Genomic DNA, 21,266 nt, shown 5'->3' with positions numbered 1-21,266 from the left:
GGCACGATTTACCGTGCCCTCCAGATCTAAAAGGGCCAGCAGACTAGCACACAACACCCAACCTTGATGAGCGCCACGGCATAGCTATCTACAGCCGGGCACAAGCCGCCGCCGCCCATGCTGGTGATTCCATTCATCACCCTGGGACCGTACCGATGAGTACGCAGAATAACCCGCTAGCCCTGCAACAAATCCATAGCCATCTGCTGGAAATCGATCCGACACTGCGCCCTTACAGTCGACGCCCCGTCACCCTGCCAGCCGAGCGGCTGGCACTGGACACCCTCAACACCGCCCTCAAGCGCATCAACCTGGCCTACATGACCCAGGCCAGAGCCTTTTACCAAACACTGGACCTGACCGACCCCAGCCAACTGAGCCAGCTGAAAACCCGCCTCGACACCCAACTGCAAGATCTGGACGACACCAGTGCCGTCCATGGCCAGAGCCGCAAGACCTACCTGACCGACACCGCCGGCATCAAAGCGCTGGAACAGGAAACCCGGCTTAACGTCAGTGATGCCCTGCTATCCCCCTCCGACCTGCAGATGCTGGAAGACTGCTCCCGCCCTCCGGCACTACGCCCCGGCCTGTACGCCTTGACCTTCGATTACCAGGACGAGCGCATCGAGTTTGCCGGGGCGTTCGTGCTGACACGCCAGGCCAACCCAACTGTAGACAGCCTGAGCGGTGACACGAACGTTGGGCCGGTGCTGCTCTTCACGCCCTCACGCGGGCTGGAAGCCTTCGCTACCTTGCAAGACCTCGACCGTGGCCTGCTGCAAGCCATGACACCGCGCAGCGGCCATGCTGAATTCAGTCGTCATTTGCCAGTGCGGTATCAACACTTGGCCGTCACCGATATCTGGCCGCTGGCACTGCAACCGATCACAGGTCAACCGCTGTTCGAATACGCCTATCAAGCCCTGCTCGAAAAGCGCAAAAAAGACATCCTCCACGCCCTGGCCTTGGCCGAGAACGCTCAGCTGAACGCCACCCAACTCAAGCAGCACCTCGACGACGCGCTCCACGCCGCGCTGCCCGACCTCACTGCCCGCTTGGACTTTCGCGCGCAGCGCCTGCTTGAGCGCAACCTGTTCAACGCCCTGCCCGACTGGTATCGCAGCGCCAATACGCTCGAGCGCACGACCATCGACCAGCAGCTGCACCACTACAACAGGGCTCGCCAGACTTTCCTCGACCTGTTCGGCCCCGCCGCGACCCCTCAAGCACTGGCCCGCCATCAATGGGCCGAGCAATTGGCCGATGAGCTGGATATCCACGACCTGGACCCAGACCTGCTACACATCACCACCGTTCGTACGGTGCCTCAGGTCGGCACCTACAACCAGCAACGCTCATTGGTGGAATTGACCTTGCGCGGTGTGCATCCCGGTGACAGTACACCCGGCTCAGCGTTTCTGGAGCGCAGTACCCTGACCTACGCCGGTGCGCCGCTAGGTGTGGCCCACGCCCACCTCAACGTGCAAACCCTGATCACACTGCTGCAAGACCTGCAACCGCGGCTGGACTTCGCCAGCACGCTGAAAACAGCACTGGCCACGCCACAGATCAAGCTGGCTGCCTGCAACTTCTTCGATCAGCGCCTCGTACTCATGGCCCACATCGCCAGGCTGCAAGGCCATCTGGCCCCGGATGATTTTCGAAGTTTCGAAGACCTGCAAAAACACCCGAGCCAACAGTTGCATGCCCAGACCGTGCTGCTTCACGGCGCACAACTCAAGGACCTGTGGCTGCTGCGCGAAGAAGACGGCCAGGGCCGGATCACGCGCTTGCTGCTGTGTACGCCCGATGCGCCGAGCGCCCAACAGTTCATCGCATTCCGCACGCTACGTGAGTGCCAGACCCACATCATCGGCTGGACAGCCAGTACGGCTCGCCTCAAGGGGCGCAGCATGAGCGATTACCTGCTGGAACAAGTGCCGCTGCGTTTCAAGCCAAAGATGCGTGACTTCCTGCGCAGTATCAGCCTGCGCCCTGACGCCAACGAGCACCTGGAAGTAACCTTCGGCACACCAAGCACCTATAACGACTGCCTGGAAGCGATAGCCGCGCACCAACTGACGATACAGTTGGATGACTATGAGTTCAGCTCACCGGGCTGGTACCGCAAGGCCTCTGCCAATGACCGCAGCCGCCTGGCAAACCTGGCCGATGATGCCGCCGGCGCACTGAGTGTCTACAACGCCAGGCCGGACGCTGAATCCAGCGTTCCTGCGTTTGAACGCTACCTCCACGAACAAGCCAGGCTCAGTCTCAACCGGCTGCTAGGTCGTCAGCAAAACGATATTGACCCGGACACAGTGTTCGCCTACGCCCCCAAACCACTGATCGGCGCTGCCCCGGCGCCGGTGTCTTACACCACACTGTATCGAGACGGGTATGAGGATGGCATCGGCTTTATCAATGAAAAGTTTTCAGCCTCCGCGACCTTTCGCGGCCCGCCCGGTGTTGACCTGAGCCCGTTGACAGCACAGAACGTCGCACGCTCCGTCACAGGCGTGTGGATCGGCCAACGCTACACCGACGAAATCCGCCGGCGCCTGCAAAACAGTGACAGCCCGGGTTATGACAAACGACGCAATGCCGTGCTGGCAATCATACAGCTACAAATGAAAGGCGCCGCTCTGGAATCCTGCCTGCAAGGGCACCTCACTCAGGCTGACCTGGCCTGGCTGGAGAAAGCCATTGACGGTCTGTCCGACAGCGGCACCCTCGAGCGCAACACCTACAGGGTGCACCGGCTGTCCATTAATGGGGACTGGGTGATCGGCAACTACCTGTTCAGCCACGGCGACAACCCGATATTGCTTTACACACCTGATGCGCCGGATGGCATTGGTTGGCGCGAGGCCAGGCTGTTCAACTACCTGCTCAAAAAAGTCGAGGGCATGCCTGCTTACTGGGGCGCGCGGGTACCGTTGCCGTCAATGGCACGGGTTGCACAGTTCCTGGAAACCGCTCGTGAAGGGTTGCCGGTAGAGATCGACCGCACCACCCCGAGCCCTGCACGGCATGACAATATCCAGCACATCACACCGCTGACCGATCTGCGCCATGAGTTCTACAACATGAACCTGCAACGCAAGATTGATGACGTGCACGCCACTACGGCCAATCGGCTTCAGATGATTACCGGTATTCTGTGGACCTGCGTCGAGTGGCTGACCGCCGTGGCCACCATGCCCTTCCCGTTACTCAGCCTGACCCTGGGCGGGCTGCTGGCCTTCAAGGACGCCATGCTTGCCCTGAATGCCTACCACCAGAACGACAAAGACAGCGCCCTGCAACACTACCTCGGTTACCTGGCCAACGTGAGCGGCGCGCTATTGTTCGACGTACGTCCAGCGTTCAAGGGCGTCTTCAAGTCACTGCGCCCGACGATCCACACCAGCACGCAAGCCGTCGACAAGGCGCTGATCAACCAGATGACGATGCTCAAGCCCGAGGGTATGCAACCGGTGTTGTTTGACGGGAGTTCACTGTGGGCGGCAAATACCCCGGATGCATTGGGTCGCTATTTGCTCTATCGCCATGACCCGCAGAGCGGCCAGTTGCTGTCCACTGCACGGTGGGTCAACCGCAATGCCGATGGCCAATGGGTGCGTTCCGGTGTGATCGGTGGCGGGCGCAAGAAGTACGAAAAACTGCTGGCCGATGAGAGCAGCCCGCTGGAAGTATTCGACGTAGCGCCCGACCAGGCCAAGACCTTCCGCGCGTTGTTCGACCCGGAGTTCAAGACCTATTTTCAGGATATGGAGGCCGACTTTGCCGGTGCAGCCCAAGGTAAGGTCTTCACCGAAGCGGCCCCCTTGCGCACGGCGTACGCCAAACAGATCGAGCTGCTGGCCCAGCGCGCCGAGGCGTTCTTTTCGGCGTTGCCCGTTGCCGCGCCCAAATCCCCCTTGCCCGTGTTCGCGGTCGAAGCCGCGCCTGTGGATATCCTCAAAACCCTGTTCAATCGCAACAAGCGCCTGATCATCGGCGCCCTCGACAGCTCCATTGCCAGCAAACAACTGTTGATCGAACAATTGCCTGCACTGGCCGAACAGGGGCTCAAGCGCGTCTACATCGAAAACCTGCCCCGCGACCTGTTCCATCGCAAGCTGAAGGTCCTCAACAACCAGCTCGGCGGCAGCAAGGCCTATGCGCTGGCACAGGTCGAACAACATCTGATGCAAGTCGATCGAACCCTGGGGCTCACCGCCGATGCCCCCTTCACTTATCGAAAATTGCTGCTGGAGACCCAACGCTTGAATATCGCCCTCGATGGCATCGACGGGTCCGCCTCGTACCATATGGAGCACGTACTGGCTCTGGGGGATGGTCCGCGCTTCATTCCCCGCAGCAGCAAGCTGCGCAATTTCTACTCCCACTCGGTGATTGAACAAAACCTGAAAAACAACCCCGGCGAAGGCTGGGTGGCGCTGGTGGAGTCCAGCCGCCTGGGTACTTATGAACAGGTCGCGGGCCTGGCAGATCTGCAAAACACCCCGGCCCTGCGGGTTGAAGATGCCGCCCCCGGCCAGCGCATCGGCGTATGGCCCGACACCGCCACTAGCGCACAATCCCGCGGTGATTTCACCCTGGCCCTGCCAACCACCCACGTCACGATACGCACACCCAGCACATCGGGCACGCCGGCAATCGCTGTCAGCCACTACGCCGTGTTCGACCTGCCCTCAGGCATTCGCAGCGATATCAACCTGATCAGGCAGACCCATCGCGGCCTCGACACTCGCTACTCAATTTCCACCCCCCGACATGCTGCCGCGCAATCTACCTTCAGCCAAACCCGGCAGCGGCTTTCGGACGAGGCCAAAGCATTTTTCAGCGATTTCACAGTGCCCCCACGCAATGTGCCGGCAAACCTGGCCACGACCAGCAGTGAAACCGTGTTCATCGAGCGGCTGTACCAACAAAAACTCGGGCTGGTCATCGGCGAAGCCCACAGTGCCCGCGCCAGCAAGCGGCTGCTGATCGACAACTTCAAGCACCTGAAAAAACAGGGGGTCAAGACGCTATACATGGAGCATCTGCTCACCGACCTGCACCAGGCCGCACTGGAGACTTACCAGCGCACGCTGAAAATGCCGCGCATTCTGGAAAATTACCTGCTCGGTATGGACGCCGGCCATATGCCGCAATACCAGGGCCCGGACAGCTTCACCCAGGTGGTCAAGGCTGCCAATAAACACGGGATCCGCATCCGCGCGCTGGACTGCACCGCCAGCTATCACGTCAAAGGCCTTAGTGGGGAAAACAAGCGCGCCCAGCTGTTCAGCTACTTTGCCAACCAGGTGATCAGCTCGGACCAACAGGCCCTTGGTCCGCATAAGTGGGTGGCGTTCATGGGCAGTGCACACACGGACATGTATGTCGGTGTACCGGGCATCGCGCAGTTGCAGGATGCCGTCAGCCTCCATGTGCGTGACACCACACCGCAATTGGCCAAGCCATTGCATAGCGCTGGCTGGCAATCGGTTGATGACAGCTACGGCGTGGCCTTGCGCAGCGACTACCGCGTCGAAGTGGGCATTGCAGGGCGGCCGCAGCCCCTCCCCGTCGAACCTCCGCCGGACCGCAGCAAGCTGACGGCACCCGGGCACTTCTTCATCGAGCGCCCCAACGCTAACGAGGTCAACCTGGTGCATTTTTCACGTAGCAATGAAATTCTCACCACACCGATTCAAATCGACGAAAAGGGCCAGTATTTCGTTGCGCGCTGGGAAGCCTTCAGCCAATTACGCTTCTACTATCTTTCTCAATTGGTCGAAGCGCTCAAGGCCTCCCCTCCAAGAGGCATGGGGCTGACACTAGTGGCGGGATAGGCCGCCAGCCCCCTGCCCGTTCATCGGGCAGGGTGCCTGTTTTAACCCCCCAGCCGAAAAAGTCATTTCAGAATCATGTATCGCCGCCGATACCCATCTACTTACTTTGGCTGGGTCAAACAACAACACCGTCCAGCAGACAAACATCAACTTGCGGAGCATTCGATGAACAGCTGGTTCGGCAACATCAGCGTCAACCTCAAACTGGGCCTGGGCTTCGGCCTGGTACTGGTCCTCACCTCGATCCTGGCCTTGACCGGCTGGACCAGCCTGGGCGGCCTGATCGATCGCAGCAACTGGATGAGCGACATTACCCAGCTCAACGCCTCGCTGACCAAGCTGCGCATCGTGCGCCTGCAATACATGCTGGCCAACGGCGACGAAGCCGTGGCGCAGAACGTACAGACCAACCTCGACGCCTTCGCCGCCCAGCAACAGAAACTGCTGGACAGCTTCAAGAGCCCGGAAAACCTCAAGCTGCTCAACGAGCAGAAGACCATCATCACCGCGTACCAGCAGTCCCTGAACAAGATGCGCGAGGCCTACCGCAACGGCAGCGCTGCGCGCCAAGTCATGGGCGACAAGGCAGACATCGCCAACGCACAGATCAACGCCCTGGACACCAGCGTGCAGCAAATGCCCGAGAGTGCCGAGCGCTACACGCAATACCAGGCCGTGACCAATGCCAAGGAAGACTTCCAACTGGCTCGCTACGAAGTGCGCGGCTACACCAACAACGTCAACGCCGAAACCGAAGCCCGCGCCGCCGCGCAAATCGAGAAAGCCATCAGTGGCTTGAAGCATCTCAGCGCCGCGTTCGGCAGCAGCCAGCAAGCGGCATTGGCCTCGCTAGAGACCGCCCTCGGCGCTTACCGCACCGCCGTGCAAAGCTACAAGGCCGCCAACGCCAACATCGTCACTGCCCGTGCCGAGATGACCACCCAGGGCACTGACATCGTTTCGATCAGCGATAAGCTCTACGACATCCAGCTCGACCGCCGCGACGCGGAAAGCGCCCAAGCCCGCAGCCTGCAACTGATCAGCACATTGCTGGCCCTGCTGGTCGGCATCGTTGCCGCCCTGGTCATCACCCGCCAGATCACTCGCCCTCTGCAAGACACCCTGGCCGTGGTTGAACGCATCGCCTCGGGCGACTTGAGCCACAACATCCAGGTGACCCGCCGCGATGAGCTGGGCGTGCTGCAACAAGGCATCCAGCGCATGGGCACCACCTTGCGTGAGTTGATCAGTGGTATCCGCGACGGCGTGATGCAGATCTCCAGCGCCGCCGAAGAGTTGTCGGCCGTGACCGAACAGACCAGTGCAGGCGTGAACAGCCAGAAGATCGAGACCGATCAAGTGGCCACTGCCATGCACGAGATGACCGCCACCGTGCAGGAAGTGGCGCGCAATGCCGAGCAAGCTTCTCAGGCCGCGTCCGACGCGGACGGCCAAGCCCGTGAAGGCGACAAGGTGGTGGCCGAAGCCATCGCTCAGATCGAGCGCCTGGCCGCCGAAGTGGCGCGCTCCACGGACGCAATGACGCACCTGCAGCAAGAGAGCAACAAGATCGGCAGCGTGATGGACGTGATCAAGGCCGTGGCTGAACAGACCAACCTGCTCGCCCTCAACGCTGCGATCGAAGCCGCGCGGGCCGGTGAGGCCGGCCGCGGGTTTGCCGTGGTCGCCGACGAAGTGCGCGGCCTGGCCCAGCGCACGCAGAAGTCCACCGAGGAAATCGAAGGCCTGGTCGCCGGTTTGCAAAACGGCACGCAGCAAGTGGCCAACGTGATGAACAACAGCCGCAGCCTCACCGACAGCAGCGTCGAACTGACGCGCAAGGCCGGTGTGTCACTGGAGAACATCACCCGTACGGTGTCGAACATCCAGTCGATGAACCAGCAGATTGCGGCCGCCGCCGAGCAGCAGAGCGCCGTGGCGGAAGAGATCAGTCGCAGCATCGTGAATGTGCGGGATGTGTCGGAGCAGACCGCAACGGCGAGTGACGAGACCGCCAAGTCGAGTGTGGAACTGGCGCGTTTGGGCAGCCAGTTGCAGCAGATGGTCAGTCATTTCCGGGTCTGACAAACCAAAAAAGCCGCCTCGGCATGCACCGAGGCGGCTTCACTTCTCAGGCCTTACAGGTCATCGAAGCTGTCCCGCAGGAATGTCCACACGTGATAAACACGCAAGGCATTCACTACGAGGTCCCACGTACGTCGTGCAAACTTAGACATACTCGGCCCTCCCTAGGTTGGGCCTTACCTCCAGCGCACTTATCGGAACACGTGAGCCTTCGGACGCGAGTCGATTGCGTCCATTGAGGTGGCCGGGCTAATGGTCCTTCCGCATCAATCCGGCACGGATTACTAGCCCGTGGCGGTCGGTCCAGAATTCGCGCGCATACCCGGCTCACCCAAAAAGCGACAAACGCAGAACGGGGAAGATCCTAACGAAGATCCTCGTTTGAGGTGTGTCCGACAGTGGTCAAATATCCAGTATCGTTCGCTGGATTCATTACAAGTTTTTGCAGTTGAGCCTGTGCAGAAAAAATGCGGTAAAGCGAGCTTTATCAGGCATCGCTCGGCCTTGCGTGATGAAATGACGGGCGTTAGTATCTGCCTGCGGGTCGATTGCGTCCTTTGAGAGTGCAACCCCAGCCACTAACTGGGTTTGCAATAAAAAACCGCCCTTACTAAGGCGGTTTTTTATTGCCTGCGATTTCCCCTCAGCCCTCGCCTTCCTCGACAAACACGACCCGATTCCCAAACGGGTCCTTGATGCTCATCTCACGCGAGCCCCAGGGCGTTTCTTCAACCCCAGGCTTGGCATACCGGTAGTCCTTGCCCACTAACTGCTGCTGATAGGCATCCACCCCTTGCGCCTGGATCCGCACCGCTGCGCCCGGTGACGCATCGCCATGGTGCTCGGACAAATGCAGTACGCAATCGCCCAGCGAAACCTGCAAATACAGCGGAAAATTCGCCTCGAAGCGATGCTGCCAATCCACCTTGAACCCCAGGAAATCGACGTAAAACTCCAGCGCCTTGGCCTCGTCGAAAATCCGCAAAATGGGGGTGACTTTTCCTAAGTGCATGCATCCGCCTCCGTGCCTGAAAACCACAACTATAGGGGGTTCCATTGTTGAATGGCAGACCGCAATCGCAGGCAGCTCCCCCAGTGGAGCGCATTCATCCAGCCCCACCCCGATCCACTGTGGGAGCTGGCTTGCCTGCGATGAAAGCCAAACCGATCTACCGACCCGCCACGAACCCACTCCGCAAATCCCCACTGCGCGCCAGGAACCGCCCCGGCCTTTCGCCGTTCGCCTGCCCTTCGCTGTAGCTCAATACGCCGTTGACCCACACGCCATCAATGCCCTCCGCCGCCCGTTGCGGTTCCTTGAAGTCCGCCACATCACGTACGCGCAACGAGTCGAACAGCACCAGGTCAGCCCAGTGCCCTTCGCGGATTTCGCCACGCTCGGATAGCCCAAAACGTGCGGCCGACAGCCCGGTCATCTTGTGCACGGCGGTATGCAACGGGAACAAGCCGACATCCCGACTGAAATGCCCCAGCACCCGTGGAAACGCCCCCCACAAACGCGGATGCGGGAACGGATCCTCCGGCAGCCCATCCGAGCCCACCATCGACAAGGGATGCGCCAGAATACGCCGCACGTCCGCCTCATCCATTCCGTAATACACCGCCCCCGCCGGTTGCAGCCGGCGTGCAGCATCCATCAGCGAAACATCCCACTCGGCGGCAATAGCCTGCAAATCACGCCCGCCCATCTCCGGGTGTGGCGTCGACCAGGTGATGGTGATGCGAAACGCATCGGTAACCTGCTTGAGGTCCAGCGTCGAAGAACTCGCCGCATACGGGTAGCAATCGCAGCCTACCGGATGGGTTTTCGCCGCGTGCTCCAGCGACGCCAACAGCTGTGGACTACGCCCCCAGTTACCGGCGCCAGCACACTTGAGGTGGGAAATGATCACCGGCGCCCTGGCATGCCGGCCGATCAGGAAGGCCTCGTCCATCGCCTCCAGTACCGGTTCGAATTCACTGCGCAAATGGGTGGTGTACACCGCGCCAAACGCCGTCAGCTCTTCACTCAGTTGCAGCACTTCATCGGTCTCGGCGTTGAAGGCACTGGCGTAGGCCAGGCCTGTGGATAAACCGAGGGCGCCGGCTTCCAGGCTTTCCTTTAACTGCGCACGCATGGCCGCAATTTCATCCGGCGTGGCGGTGCGATGCAGGTCATCCATATGGTTGCTGCGCAAGGCCGTATGGCCGATCAGCGCAGCAACGTTGACCGCAGGGTGAGCACTCTCCACCGCCGCACGGTAGTCGGCAAAACGCGGGTAAGTGAACGCCGCACGCGTGCCCAGCAGGTTCATCGGGTCCGGTGGATCACCGCGCAAACTGACCGGCGAGGCACTGATGCCACAGTTGCCGACAATCACCGTCGTAACCCCTTGGCTGAGCTTGGGCAACATCTGCGGTTGGCGGATCACCACCGTGTCATCGTGGGTGTGCACGTCGATAAAGCCCGGTGCCAACACACGCCCCGTCGCGTCCACTTCATGGGTGGCCGTCGCCTCGGATAAATCGCCAATGGCCTCGATGCGCCCCTCGCGTACCCCAACGTCAGCGACATAACCGGGCGTGTTGCTGCCATCGATGATCAGCGCCTGGCGAATCAGCGTGTCGTACTTCATGTCAGTCTCCAAGCGGCAGGCTGTCGGGGCCGCCGCGATAATCGTCCAGGGCCAGCTTGATCCGGCGCAGACGCTCCTGGTTGTCGTCCGGCATGGCCAGCGCCAGCTCGGTGGCGAGCAGGTCGATGGCCAGCAGCATTCCGTAGCGCGCCGCCGTGGGTTTGTAGATAAAACTGGTTTCGGCCGGTTGCAGCGGCAGCACCACGTCGGCCAGTTCGGCCAGCGGGGAACCGGCAAGGGTGATGGCGAGGATGCGCGCATCGTAGTTGCGCGCCAGCCTGACCACGTCCAGCAGCTCCGGCGTAAGGCCGGTGAGCGAGCACACGATCAACGCGTGCTCAGGGCCCAACGTCGCGGCAGTGACCCGCATCATCACCGGGTCATGACTGGCGGCAATCGAATAACCCAGGCGCACCAGGCGTACCTGCAACTCATCGCTGCACAGGCTCGACGGACCGCCCATGCCAAACGCATGGATCATCCGCGCCTTGCCCAGCAGGCTCACCGCATCGGCGAAACTCGCCTGGTTGAAACCCGATAAATGCTGGCGCAAGGTCGCCTCGATGTCCCCCAGGATCTGCCGATGAAACGCCGATTGTTCCGGCAACCCCGACGGGTCCAGGAAGCGGCTGCCCACCCCATTGGCCTGGGCCAGTTGCAGGCGCAAATCGCGCAGATCCCGACAGCCCACACTGCGCGCAAACCGCGACAGGGTGGCCGTGCTGACCTCGGCCCGTTGCGACAACGCTTCCAGGCTGGCCGACGCGGCAAAACCCACGTCCTCAAGCATCAGCTTGGCGATACGCCCTTCACCGGCGCTGAAGGAATCCTGGCGGGCGCGGATCTGGTAGAGGATGTCCATGGGGTCTCCGGGTTACAGGATGCAGGACAGACCATAGGTCAGACCGAAAGCGACCACAGAAATGAGGGTCTCCAACACGGTCCAGGTCTTGAAGGTCTGGATCACCGTCATATTGAAGTATTCCTTGATCAGCCAGAAGCCGCCGTCGTTCACGTGGGAAAAGATCACCGAACCTGCCCCCGTTGCCAGCACCAGCAATTCAGGGTGTGGATAACCCAGGCCCACGGCCACAGGGGCAACCACGCCGGACGCAGTCGTCATCGCCACAGTGGCCGAGCCCGTAGCAATGCGCATCAGCGCAGCAAACAGCCAACCCATTACCAATGGCGACAGATGAAAGGCGTGGGCCAAACCGAGAATTTCGTTGGTAACGCCCGCGTCGACCAGGATGCGATTCAAACCACCGCCCGCGCCCACCAGCAAGGTGATACTCGCGGTCGGTGCAAGGCACTCGTTGGTGAACTTGAGGATCGACTCGCGGTTAAACCCCTGCGCAATACCCAAGGTCCAGAAGCTCACCAAGGTCGCCACCAACAACGCGATCACCGAGTTGCCGATGAACAACAGGAACTGATTGAAGCCGGTGCCCGGTGTGGAAATCACATTGGCCCAACCGCCGATCATCATCAGCACCACCGGCAGCAGGATAGTGCCCATGGTCAGCGTGAAGCTCGGCAGGCGGGTGCGCGGTTCGCGGTCGATGAACTGGCGCTCCAGCGGGTTTTCGGCCGGCAAGTGAATACGCGGCACGATGAATTTGGCGTAGACGGGCCCGGCGATGATTGCCGTAGGAATGCCGATCAGAATCGCATACAACACGGTCTGCCCCACCGAGGCGTTGTACGCCAGCACCGCCATCATCGCCGCCGGGTGCGGTGGCACCAACGCGTGCACCACCGACAAACCGGCAACCATCGGCAAGCCGACCATCAGGATCGACACGCCCACACGCCGCGCCACGGTAAAGGCGATTGGCACCAGCAGCACAAAACCGACCTCGAAAAACAGCGGCAACCCCACCAGGAAGGCAATGCACACCATGGCCCAGTGGGCATTGCGCTCGCCGAAACGGTTGATCAGCGTACGCGCCACCTGCTCGGCGCCACCGGACTCGGCCATCATCTTGCCCAGCATGGTGCCCAGCGCCACGACCAGGGCGATGTGCCCCAGGGTCTTGCCGACGCCCGCCTCGTAGGAGCCCATGATGGTGTCGGCCGGCATGCCGGCCATCAGCGCCAGGCCAATCGACACCAGGGTGATGACGATGAACGGGTTGAGCCGGTAACGTGCAATCAGCACGATCAATGCAATGATGGCAATGGCAGCGTATGCCAATAGCCCGAAGCCCGGTGATGCGGCCATGCGGTACTCCTCGGAAAGGGTCACGTCGATTTGTTGGTGAAACTCATAAATCATTACCGAGGAGCATTTTCAATTTTTATGAAAGTAATTTTCGCCCACGGATAAGCGCTGTCGCTTGGGGATATGCCAGGCGCTAGCCCATGAAAATTCGGGGGGTGTTCTTACATGAAGTTTTTTGCGTGCGGAAACTCAATGGCCGGGGCCGAGTCTCAGATTGCGGCGCCCTCACCGCCCAGTACTCACGACCAGGAAAGACAGACAATGAATCGCAAAGCCCTGCTAGTTCCTTTTGCCGCCAGCGCCCTGCTGCTCGCCCTGTGCGGCAACGCATCGGCCGCCGATAACCCGGCGCTGAAAAAATGCATGGACAGCGCCAACACCACCGCGGACATGGTCGGCTGCAATACCAAGGAAGCCAAGGTGCAGGATGACCGCCTGAACAAAGCCTACAAGACCGCGCTGGCCGCCCAGGAAGGCGATCGCAAACAGAAGCTGCAAGACGTGCAGCGCCTGTGGATCAAATACCGCGACGCCAATTGCGGTTTCGCCGGCAGCGCCACCGGCGGCACCATCGACCAGGTCAACGGCACCGGCTGTGTGCTCGACATGACCCAGACCCGCGCCCAGGAACTCGAAGACCTGGTCGGGCCGTAACCCCAACTGTAGGAGCCGGCTTGCCGGCGATGAGGCCCTCAATATCAACGTTGATAGTGAGGCAGCCCTCGCCCCCCCCCCCCCCCCCCCCCCCCCCCCCCCCCCCCCCCCCCCCCCCCCCCCCCCCCCCCCGGCTCCTACAGGGTCAGTCGTGGTGGACCTTGGCGCGCTTGAGCAGCTTCTTGCACCGCTCGGACAAATGCAGCACCCGCAGGTGCTTGCCGGCCTTGGTGTAGCGCTCGCGCAGAGTCATCAGCGCAGCAATCGCTGAATAGTCGACAAAGCTCAGGTGACGGCAATCCAGCGTCACCTGGGCCGGGTCGTTGGCCGGGTCGAAGCGGTTCAAAAACGGCGTGGTCGAGGCGAAGAACAACGTGCCGTGCACGCGGTACAACTTGCTGCCATCGGCTTCCAGATGCTCATCGGCATACAGCTCCCGCGCCTGCTGCCAGGCGAAGTTCAGCGCCGCAATTACGATCCCGCACAGCACTGCCGTGGCCAGGTCGGTGAACACCGTGATCACGGTCACCGCCAGAATCACCAGCACATCGTTGAGCGGCACCTTGTTGATCACCCGCAAGGACGCCCAGGCGAACGTTTGCTGGGACACCACAAACATCACCCCCACCAGCGCCGCCAGCGGAATCCGTTCGATGAACGGCGACAGAAACAGAATGAACAACAGGATCATCACCCCGGCGAACACCCCGGAGAAACGCCCGCGCCCACCGGAGCTGAGGTTGATCACGGTTTGCCCGATCATCGCGCAACCGCCCATGCCGCCAAACACACCCGAGACCATATTCGCCGCGCCCAGGGCCACGCTTTCGCGGTCGGGGTAGCCACGGGTCTCGGTGATTTCGTCGGTGAGGTTGAGGGTGAGCAGGGTTTCCAGCAGGCCGACCATGGCCATCAGGAACGCATAGGGCGCAATGATCGCGAGGGTTTCCAGGGTCCAGGGAACCTGTGGCAGCGCGAAGGTTGGCAGGCCACCGGCGATGTGCGCCATGTCGCCCAGGGTGCGCGTGGGCAAACCGAGCAGGTACACCGCCAGACCTACGCCGAGAATCGCCACCAAAGCCGGCGGCACGGCGCGGGTGATACGTGGCAGCAGGTAGACGATGGCCATGGTCACCAGCACCAGGCCGATCATCACGTACAGCGGCGTGCCGTTGAGCCAGTGTTCACCGCTCTTGAAGTGCTCCAATTGCGCCAGCGCAATGATGATCGCCAGGCCGTTGACGAAGCCCAGCATCACCGGGTGCGGCACCATGCGCACCAGTTTGCCCAGGCGCAACAGGCCAAAGGCGATCATGATCAACCCGCCGAGCAACACCGTGGCGAGCAGATACTCCACACCGTGCTGCACCACCAGCGCGACGATCACCACCGCCATCGACCCGGCTGCGCCCGAGACCATGCCCGGCCGGCCACCGAACAACGCCGTGAGGGTGCAAATGATGAAGGCGCCGTAGAGCCCCATCAGCGGGTTGAGGTGGGCCACCAGGGCAAAGGCGATGCATTCGGGCAGCAGCGCGAACGACGTGGTGAGGCCGGCCAGGGCATCGGCGCGCAGACGGGAAAGGGTCATGAGGTACCAGGGTCATGCGGGGATAAGGCCGGGGATAGTACGGAATTGAGCGGATCAGAACCAGTAGGAGCCGGCTTGCCGGCGATGGCTACCTCAAGGCCAGCGGCGATCTCAAGGGCTTCATCGCAGGCAAGCCAGCTCCCACATTTTGATTTGTGAACACATTCGAGTGTGGGAGCTGGCTTGCCTGCGATTGCAACGACGCGGTGCTAAGCGAACATCACACCATCTCGTGGCGAATCCACTCCACCACCGACGTGCGCTTCGGCGCCCATCCCAGCAGCTCGCGCGCATGCTTGCCGCGCACCCGGCTGTTGGAGCCCAGGCCATAGTTGGCCATTTCATAGCCCCACTCGGCTTCGGCGTCGGCCAATGGCCAATCCTGCGGTTCACCCAGGTTCAGGGCTTGAGCAATCGCGGTGGTCATGTCGATAAACGACGCTTCGCTGCTTTCGACAAAGTAGAACGTGCCCGGCACATTCTTGGTCAGCGCCAGCAGGTACAAGGCCACCACGTCTTCGATGTGCACGTTGGACCAGATGTTCTGCCCGGTGCCCACATGGCGCACCACACCGCTCTTGCGGGCCTGCTTGAGCAAGCGCGGCAATTGCACGCTGTCACGTTTCACGCCCAGGCTGTGGCCGTAGATCAAGGTGTTGCAGATGACTGCCGAATTCACACCTTCTTGGGCGGCGGCCAGGATCAGGTTGTCGATGGCCACACGTGCCGCCTTGTCGACGGTCGGCTCCGGCAAGTTGTCTTCAAAGTAGATGACTTCGCTGGATTTGCCGCCCGATGCATCACCCACGATGCTCGAACCGCTGGTGTGCAGGAAGGGCTTGTTCGAACCCTTGAGCGCAGCCAGCAGGGTTTCCACAGCGGCACGGTGGTCGCTGCTCGCGGCGTTGATCACTGCATCGGCGTTCTGCGCCTGTTCGGTCAATACAGCGGCGTCATCCAAGGTGCCGATGACGGGGGTAATGCCCAGCGAAGTCATCTCGGCCGCCTGTTCGGTGCTGCGTACCAGGCCGGTAACGTTATGACCGGCTTTGACCAAGCCAGTGGCAATGGAACCGCCGATAAAACCTGCGGCACCGGTTACGAATACATTCATGGAGTGTTCTCCTGACTGGGTAAGTGATGGGTGTAGGAGTTGTCGAGCGCAAGCGAGGCTGCGATGGGTGCGACTCGATGTATGCCTAGATGATGAAGGGACGACGGCTATCGAATAAGCCCGTCCCACCCAATTCACTCTTGCGCAACAGTCACGAATCAGCAGGCATACCGCGCCAGCTTGGCCTGCATAAAGTCCAGGAAACACTGGATACGCAACGCCAACTGCGAGTTACGGTAGAACACCGCGTGAATCGGCTGGCGATACCCACTGTTGTAGCTCTCCAGCACCGGCACCAGGCGTCCGGCCTCGATGTCGTCGATGGTCATGAAGTTCGACAGGCAACAAATGCCCTGCCCCTCCAAGGCCAAATGCCGCACGGTTTCACCACTGGACGCCGCCACACTGGGCTGGATCAGCCAGCGATCACCCTCCACATGACGCAGCGGCCAATGGTTGAGGGTTTCGGTCTGGGTGAAGCCGAGCAAGGTGTGATCGGCCAATTCGGCGACCGTCTGCGGGGTGCCGTGCTGCTTGAGGTAGTCCGGGCTGGCGAGGATATGCAGCGGCGTGCAACCGAGGGAGCGCGCGTGCAGGGTGGAGTCGGCCAGCACACCAATGCGGATAGCGATGTCGGTGCTCTGCTCCAGCAGGTCGATGATCAGGTCATCGCTGTTGAGCTCCAGCTGGATGTCCGGGTACAGGCTGCGAAATTCGGCGATGTACGGCACGATCCCATGCAGCATGAACGGCACGGCGGCGTTGATCCGCAGCCGCCCGGCCGGTTTTTTCTGACGCGACGACAGGCGCTCTTCCAGCTCATCCATCTGCGCCAGGATCACCTTGGCCTGCTCGAAGAAGTACTTGCCCTCCTCGGTCAGGTCCATGCGCCGCGTGGTGCGGTTGATCAGCGTGGTGTCGAGCTTGGCTTCCAGGCGCGACAAGGTGCGGCTGACCGCCGACGGCGTCTGCCCGACCTGCTCGGCCGCCGCGGAAATCGAACCGCACTCAATCACGCTGACAAAGATCTGTAGCTCATCGGATCGGGCTTTCACGGGCTGTCCTCGTTTTCGGTTGCTGGCAGCTTACACCGAGAAATTGAACACCTGCGCCAGATGCTCTTCGTAGCGCGCCACGTCAGCCTCGATCGCCGGGCGCTTCATCACGTCCACGCACAGGAAGGTCGGCAGGCCGGTCATGCCGAGGAATTCGTTGGCCTTGTGGAACGGGAAGTACACCGCGTCCACGCCCTTGGCTTCGAAGAAGTCGGTAGGGTCGTCGAAGGCTTGCTGCGGTGCATTCCAAGTCAGCGACAGCATGTACTGCTTGCCCTGGATCAGGCCGCCGCTGCCGTACTTCTGCGACGAATCGGAGCGCGTGCGGCCGTCGCTGGCGTAGAGGCTGCCGTGGCCTTCGGTGAAGACTTCGTCGATGTACTTCTTGACGATCCACGGCGCGCCCATCCACCAACCGGGCATCTGGTAGATGATCACGTCGGCCCAGAGGTATTTGGCGACTTCTTCGGCCACGTCGTAGCCTGCGTCGATGTGGGTGACCTTGACGTCGATGCCGGCACGGTCCAATACCGCCACGGCGGCGTCATGCAGGGTGGTGTTGTAGCGGCCGTCGGAGTGCGCAAATTGCTTGCCGCCGTTGAGCAGGAGGACTTTTTTCATGGGGGGATTCCAAAGGGTTAGAAATGTCTGCCGGCAGGCTATCGACATTGACCCCTCGGAATAAGCAGCGGCGCGGCAAAATACATTTGATCAAAATGCACGAATAAGGCGTTGATCTTTAACCGCTGATCAGCAGATGGGCACCCAGCAACGCCATGCCGACGAAAAACACGCGCTTGAACAGCACCGCGCTGATGCGCTGGCGCACCGCCTGGCCCAACCACATGCCCAGCAGCGCAGGCACCAGCGCCAGCAGCGAGGCGTTGATTTCCCCGCCCCCCAACGTACCGCGCCAGGCCAGCCCCGCGGCCAGCGCCAGGGTCGACACGGTGAACGACAGCCCCAGCGCCTGCACCAGTTGATCACGGTTCAAGCCCAAGGCTTGCAGGTACGGCACCGCAGGAATCACGAACACGCCGGTGGCCGAGGTGATGATGCCGGTGATCACACCGCACACCGGGCCCAGCCAGCGCTCGGCTTCAGGCTTGACCTTGAAGGTGGGCAGGAACAACCCGCTGAGCGCATACACCAGCAACGCGCCGCCCAATGCATGAACCACCCAGCCACCGCCGTCCATGCCCAGCCACAGCGTACCGAGCCCGGTGCCAAGGAAAATCAGCAGCAGCATCGGCCACAGGCGTTTGAGCAACGCACTCAAATGACCGCCGAACGCCAGTTGCCACAGGTTGGTGACCGTCGACGGAATGATCAGCAACGCCGCAGCCTGCGCCGGCAACATAGCCAGGCCGAGCAGGCCCATGGCCACGGTGGGCAGGCCAAGGCCGATCACGCCCTTGACGGTGCCAGCCAGCAGAAAAGTGCCGATCACCAACAGCGTCAAGGCCGGGCCGATGTCTTGGTAGAACGCGAGGAAGGTATTCATGGGGGGATTGTGGGGGATTTCGGCCTGTTCGGAAATTCGCCATATACTGAGGCAGCCTCTTGTTTTGCGGGAGGCTGATGACGCTATCGCCGGCAAGCCGGCTCCTACATTGGGATGTGTGAATACATTCAACTGTAGGAGCCGGCTTGCCGGCGATGAGGCCCGCCCAGACACCGAGAACCTCACGCCATGCACTTTGACCTGATCGACCTGCGCCTCTACCTGCACATCCTCGACACCGGCAACATCACCGCCGGCGCAGCCCGCAGCCATCTGTCCCTGGCCGCTGCCAGCGCACGCATCCGCGCGATGGAAGCCTCACTGGGCATCGAGTTCCTGGAGCGCAACCGCCGCGGTGTCACGCCCACCCCCGCAGGCAAAGCCCTGGCCCGTCACGCCCGCCTGTTGCTGCAACAGGCCGAACACCTGCAACAGGACCTTGCGGAATACGCCAACGGCATCAAAGGCCAAGTGCGCCTGCTGTGCAATACCACAGCACTCAGTGAATACCTGCCGGAATTGCTCGCGGACTTTTTGCGCCAGCACCCCAACCTCGATATCGACCTGCAAGAGCTGCCGAGCCTGCGCATCACCCAAGCCCTGCGTCAGGGCACGGCAGACCTCGGGATCATTTCCGACGCGGTGGACACCCATGGCCTGCAAACCCTGCCCTTTCGCGACGATCCGCTGGTGCTCATCACGCCGCTGGATCACCCCTTCACGGGAGGAAGTTTTATCGACAGCCTGCAACACGACTTCGTCGGCCTGGCTGCCAACAGCGCATTGACCGTGTACCTGGAAGAACAGGCGCTGCACGCAGGATTCCGCCTGCAAACGCGCATCCGCGCCGAAGGGTTTGATGGGGTGATGCGCATGGTCGCCGGCGGTGCGGGCCTGGGGATTGTCCCCCAGGCGGCACTGGAGCGCTGGCCGTCGGCGCCGCGTTTCAACACCCAGCCTTTGCAGGAAGACTGGGCCTGCCGAAAATTGCTGCTCGCGGCGCGTGCGTTCGAACAGTTGCCCGGTTACGCCAAAGCCTTGTTCGACGCCTTGGCCCTGCCCTTGCGGAAGAACCCGTAGTACACCGCCGACAGAATCAGCAGGAAGGGCACGCCAAACACCAGGGTCATCTTGAACGCCTCGGTGAAATAGGTGGTGATCATGACTGCGCCCATCAGCACCAGGCCCAGCAGCGTGCTGTAGGGAAACAGGCGCAGTTGGAACGACAGCTTCGGCCCGCCATGGCGCTTGCGGTAACGGCGGAAGAAGAAATGCGTGAGGAAGATCATGAACCAGGTGAAGATCGCGCCAAACATGGAAATAGCCATCATCAGCGTGAACGAGCTTTCCGGGTACACCACGTTGAGCAACGTCGCCAAGGCAATCCCCGAGCTGGACAGCAACAGCGCGTTCAGCGGGATGCCGCTCTTGCTCAAGGCGCCCATGGCCTTGGGCGCAAACCCGGCGCGGGACAGGCTGAACATCATGCGCGTGGTGATGTAGAGCTGGCTGTTCATCGCCGACAGCGCCGCGATCAGGATCACGAAATTCATCACCCCGGTGGCGCCGGGAATGCCGATGGTCTGCATCACCGTGACGAACGGGCTCTGGGTCTGCCCGGCCTGGTTCCACGGCACGATGGCCAGCATCAACGCCAGGGTCAGCAAGTAAAACACCACCAGGCGCACGATGGTTGCGCGGAAGGCTTTCTTCACCGCCTGCTCCGGGTCGGCGGCTTCACCGGCGGCCACGGCGATCATCTCCACGCTCAGGTAGCTGAAGATCGACACAATCACCGCGATCCACATGCCGCTCAGGCCATGGGGGAAAAAGCCGTCGTGGGCCGTGTAGTTCTGCACGCCGTATTCCGGGTTGCCCGAGCCGAACACCACGTACACAGCGAGGATGATGAAGCCAACGATGGCGCTGATCTTGATCGTGGAAAACCAGTATTCGAAGTTGCCGAAGGTTTTCACGCTGATCGCATTGAGCAGGATCAGCACGCTGGAAAACGACACGATCCACACCCATTCCGGCACGTTGGCGAACCAGTACTTCATGTACATCGCCACCGCCGTGACCTCGGCGCCCACGGCCAACACAATCGCCGCCCAGTAGGCGTAACGCACCAGGAACCCCGCCAGCGGGCTGATGTAGAACTCGGCGTAGGCACCAAACGAACCCGAGGTGGAATGGGCCACCGTCATCTCCGCCAGGCAGCCCATCAACAGCAGGGTGATCAACGCGCCGATGGCGTAGCTCACCAGTACACTGGGCCCGGCGTAACCAATGGCGTAGGCGCTACCCATGAACAGCCCGGTGCCGATGGCGCCACCGATGGCGATCATGCTCATCTGGCCGGAAGTGAGCTGGCGCCTCAGGCCCAGTTCGCGGTGGGTGATCTCTGCAAAGCCGTTGTCTGGCGTGGTCACGTGGTGTGCCCCTTTATTATTGTGATGGTTGTTGCTCGCGCGCGCCCTTGTAGGAGCACGGGGGGGGGGGGGGGGGGGGGGGGGGGGGGGGGGGGGGGGGGGGGGGGGGGGGGGGGGGG

General features: G+C 61.5%; 14 protein-coding genes and 1 pseudogene. 5 read left to right on the top strand and 10 right to left on the bottom strand.

The genetic code is table 11. The features are described 5' to 3' along the window. Window positions 1-155 precede the first annotated feature (155 nt). The 3 genes and pseudogenes from AC07SU_RS06955 to AC07SU_RS06945 all read left to right on the top strand — a co-directional run bounded on the left by AC07SU_RS06955 (window position 156) and on the right by AC07SU_RS06945 (window position 7,937). A complete protein-coding gene (locus AC07SU_RS06955) occupies window positions 156-5,852 on the top strand; it encodes a membrane-targeted effector domain-containing toxin (protein ID WP_494996583.1) in 5,697 nt (1,898 codons plus the stop codon). A 75-nt stretch (window positions 5,853-5,927) separates the two neighbouring features. Next, a pseudogene (locus AC07SU_RS06950) lies at window positions 5,928-7,082 on the top strand (methyl-accepting chemotaxis protein); the annotation flags it as partial. After that, complete coding sequence (locus AC07SU_RS06945) at window positions 7,074-7,937, top strand: methyl-accepting chemotaxis protein (RefSeq protein WP_371319360.1); 864 nt, start codon at window positions 7,074-7,076, stop codon at window positions 7,935-7,937. The pseudogene AC07SU_RS06950 and the gene AC07SU_RS06945, both read left to right, overlap by 9 nt. Window positions 7,938-8,580: 643 nt before the next feature. On the opposite strand, the gene AC07SU_RS06940 is transcribed toward AC07SU_RS06945, so the two are convergent. The 4 genes from AC07SU_RS06940 to AC07SU_RS06925 all read right to left on the bottom strand — a co-directional run bounded on the left by AC07SU_RS06940 (window position 8,581) and on the right by AC07SU_RS06925 (window position 12,797). Further along, window positions 8,581-8,949, bottom strand: a complete 369-nt coding sequence (locus AC07SU_RS06940; protein ID WP_494996582.1) for a glyoxalase superfamily protein — start codon at window positions 8,947-8,949, stop codon at window positions 8,581-8,583. Between the two features lie 157 nt (window positions 8,950-9,106). Further along, entirely contained in the window at window positions 9,107-10,573 is a 1,467-nt protein-coding gene (locus AC07SU_RS06935; protein WP_494996581.1) for an N-acyl-D-amino-acid deacylase family protein, read from the bottom strand. A 1-nt stretch (window position 10,574) separates the two neighbouring features. Next, window positions 10,575-11,435: a MurR/RpiR family transcriptional regulator gene (locus AC07SU_RS06930; protein WP_494996580.1), complete on the bottom strand. Its 861-nt coding sequence runs from the start codon at window positions 11,433-11,435 to the stop codon at window positions 10,575-10,577. A gap of 12 nt (window positions 11,436-11,447) precedes the next feature. Further along, window positions 11,448-12,797, bottom strand: a complete 1,350-nt coding sequence (locus AC07SU_RS06925) for a GntT/GntP/DsdX family permease (RefSeq protein WP_256349852.1) — start codon at window positions 12,795-12,797, stop codon at window positions 11,448-11,450. A gap of 261 nt (window positions 12,798-13,058) precedes the next feature. Between AC07SU_RS06925 and AC07SU_RS06920 the strand changes: the two genes are divergently transcribed. After that, the gene (locus AC07SU_RS06920; protein WP_494996579.1) at window positions 13,059-13,451 is read left to right on the top strand and encodes a lysozyme inhibitor LprI family protein; all 393 of its coding nucleotides are present in this window, start codon (window positions 13,059-13,061) and stop codon (window positions 13,449-13,451) included. A 145-nt stretch (window positions 13,452-13,596) separates the two neighbouring features. Here the strand turns inward: AC07SU_RS06920 and AC07SU_RS06915 are convergent, their stop codons facing one another. The 5 genes from AC07SU_RS06915 to AC07SU_RS06895 all read right to left on the bottom strand — a co-directional run bounded on the left by AC07SU_RS06915 (window position 13,597) and on the right by AC07SU_RS06895 (window position 18,715). After that, window positions 13,597-15,042: a SulP family inorganic anion transporter gene (locus tag AC07SU_RS06915; RefSeq protein ID WP_178923599.1), complete on the bottom strand. Its 1,446-nt coding sequence runs from the start codon at window positions 15,040-15,042 to the stop codon at window positions 13,597-13,599. Window positions 15,043-15,262: 220 nt separating this feature from the next. Next, window positions 15,263-16,156: an NAD-dependent epimerase/dehydratase family protein gene (locus tag AC07SU_RS06910; protein ID WP_494996578.1), complete on the bottom strand. Its 894-nt coding sequence runs from the start codon at window positions 16,154-16,156 to the stop codon at window positions 15,263-15,265. A 158-nt stretch (window positions 16,157-16,314) separates the two neighbouring features. Next, window positions 16,315-17,211: a LysR substrate-binding domain-containing protein gene (locus tag AC07SU_RS06905; protein WP_494996577.1), complete on the bottom strand. Its 897-nt coding sequence runs from the start codon at window positions 17,209-17,211 to the stop codon at window positions 16,315-16,317. Window positions 17,212-17,241: 30 nt separating this feature from the next. Then, entirely contained in the window at window positions 17,242-17,832 is a 591-nt protein-coding gene (gene mdaB, locus AC07SU_RS06900; RefSeq protein ID WP_176996934.1) for an NADPH:quinone oxidoreductase MdaB, read from the bottom strand. A gap of 118 nt (window positions 17,833-17,950) precedes the next feature. After that, entirely contained in the window at window positions 17,951-18,715 is a 765-nt protein-coding gene (locus tag AC07SU_RS06895) for a sulfite exporter TauE/SafE family protein (RefSeq protein ID WP_494996576.1), read from the bottom strand. 189 nt (window positions 18,716-18,904) lie between these two features. Between AC07SU_RS06895 and AC07SU_RS06890 the strand changes: the two genes are divergently transcribed. Next, a complete protein-coding gene (locus AC07SU_RS06890; protein WP_176996932.1) occupies window positions 18,905-19,795 on the top strand; it encodes a LysR substrate-binding domain-containing protein in 891 nt (296 codons plus the stop codon). On the opposite strand, the gene AC07SU_RS06885 is transcribed toward AC07SU_RS06890, so the two are convergent. Further along, window positions 19,741-21,147, bottom strand: coding sequence for an amino acid permease (locus AC07SU_RS06885; protein ID WP_176996931.1), 1,407 nt, complete (start codon window positions 21,145-21,147; stop codon window positions 19,741-19,743). The genes AC07SU_RS06890 and AC07SU_RS06885 overlap by 55 nt on opposite strands. Between the last annotated feature and the right edge of the window lie 119 nt (window positions 21,148-21,266).

The organism is Pseudomonas sp. GW821-FHT05H12, from assembly GCF_059419385.1.
This window is presented reverse-complemented; position numbering and strand designations above follow the sequence as displayed.

Coding starts and splice junctions, on each gene's coding strand:
- AC07SU_RS06910 (WP_494996578.1), bottom strand. CDS start 16,156: ATGAATGTATTCGTAACCGGTGCCGCAGGTTTTATCGGCGGTTCCATT.
- AC07SU_RS06940 (WP_494996582.1), bottom strand. CDS start 8,949: ATGCACTTAGGAAAAGTCACCCCCATTTTGCGGATTTTCGACGAGGCC.
- mdaB (WP_176996934.1), bottom strand. CDS start 17,832: ATGAAAAAAGTCCTCCTGCTCAACGGCGGCAAGCAATTTGCGCACTCC.
- AC07SU_RS06915 (WP_178923599.1), bottom strand. CDS start 15,042: ATGACCCTTTCCCGTCTGCGCGCCGATGCCCTGGCCGGCCTCACCACG.
- AC07SU_RS06935 (WP_494996581.1), bottom strand. CDS start 10,573: ATGAAGTACGACACGCTGATTCGCCAGGCGCTGATCATCGATGGCAGC.
- AC07SU_RS06930 (WP_494996580.1), bottom strand. CDS start 11,435: ATGGACATCCTCTACCAGATCCGCGCCCGCCAGGATTCCTTCAGCGCC.
- AC07SU_RS06955 (WP_494996583.1), top strand. CDS start 156: ATGAGTACGCAGAATAACCCGCTAGCCCTGCAACAAATCCATAGCCAT.
- AC07SU_RS06890 (WP_176996932.1), top strand. CDS start 18,905: ATGCACTTTGACCTGATCGACCTGCGCCTCTACCTGCACATCCTCGAC.
- AC07SU_RS06945 (WP_371319360.1), top strand. CDS start 7,074: ATGGGCACCACCTTGCGTGAGTTGATCAGTGGTATCCGCGACGGCGTG.
- AC07SU_RS06925 (WP_256349852.1), bottom strand. CDS start 12,797: ATGGCCGCATCACCGGGCTTCGGGCTATTGGCATACGCTGCCATTGCC.
- AC07SU_RS06895 (WP_494996576.1), bottom strand. CDS start 18,715: ATGAATACCTTCCTCGCGTTCTACCAAGACATCGGCCCGGCCTTGACG.
- AC07SU_RS06920 (WP_494996579.1), top strand. CDS start 13,059: ATGAATCGCAAAGCCCTGCTAGTTCCTTTTGCCGCCAGCGCCCTGCTG.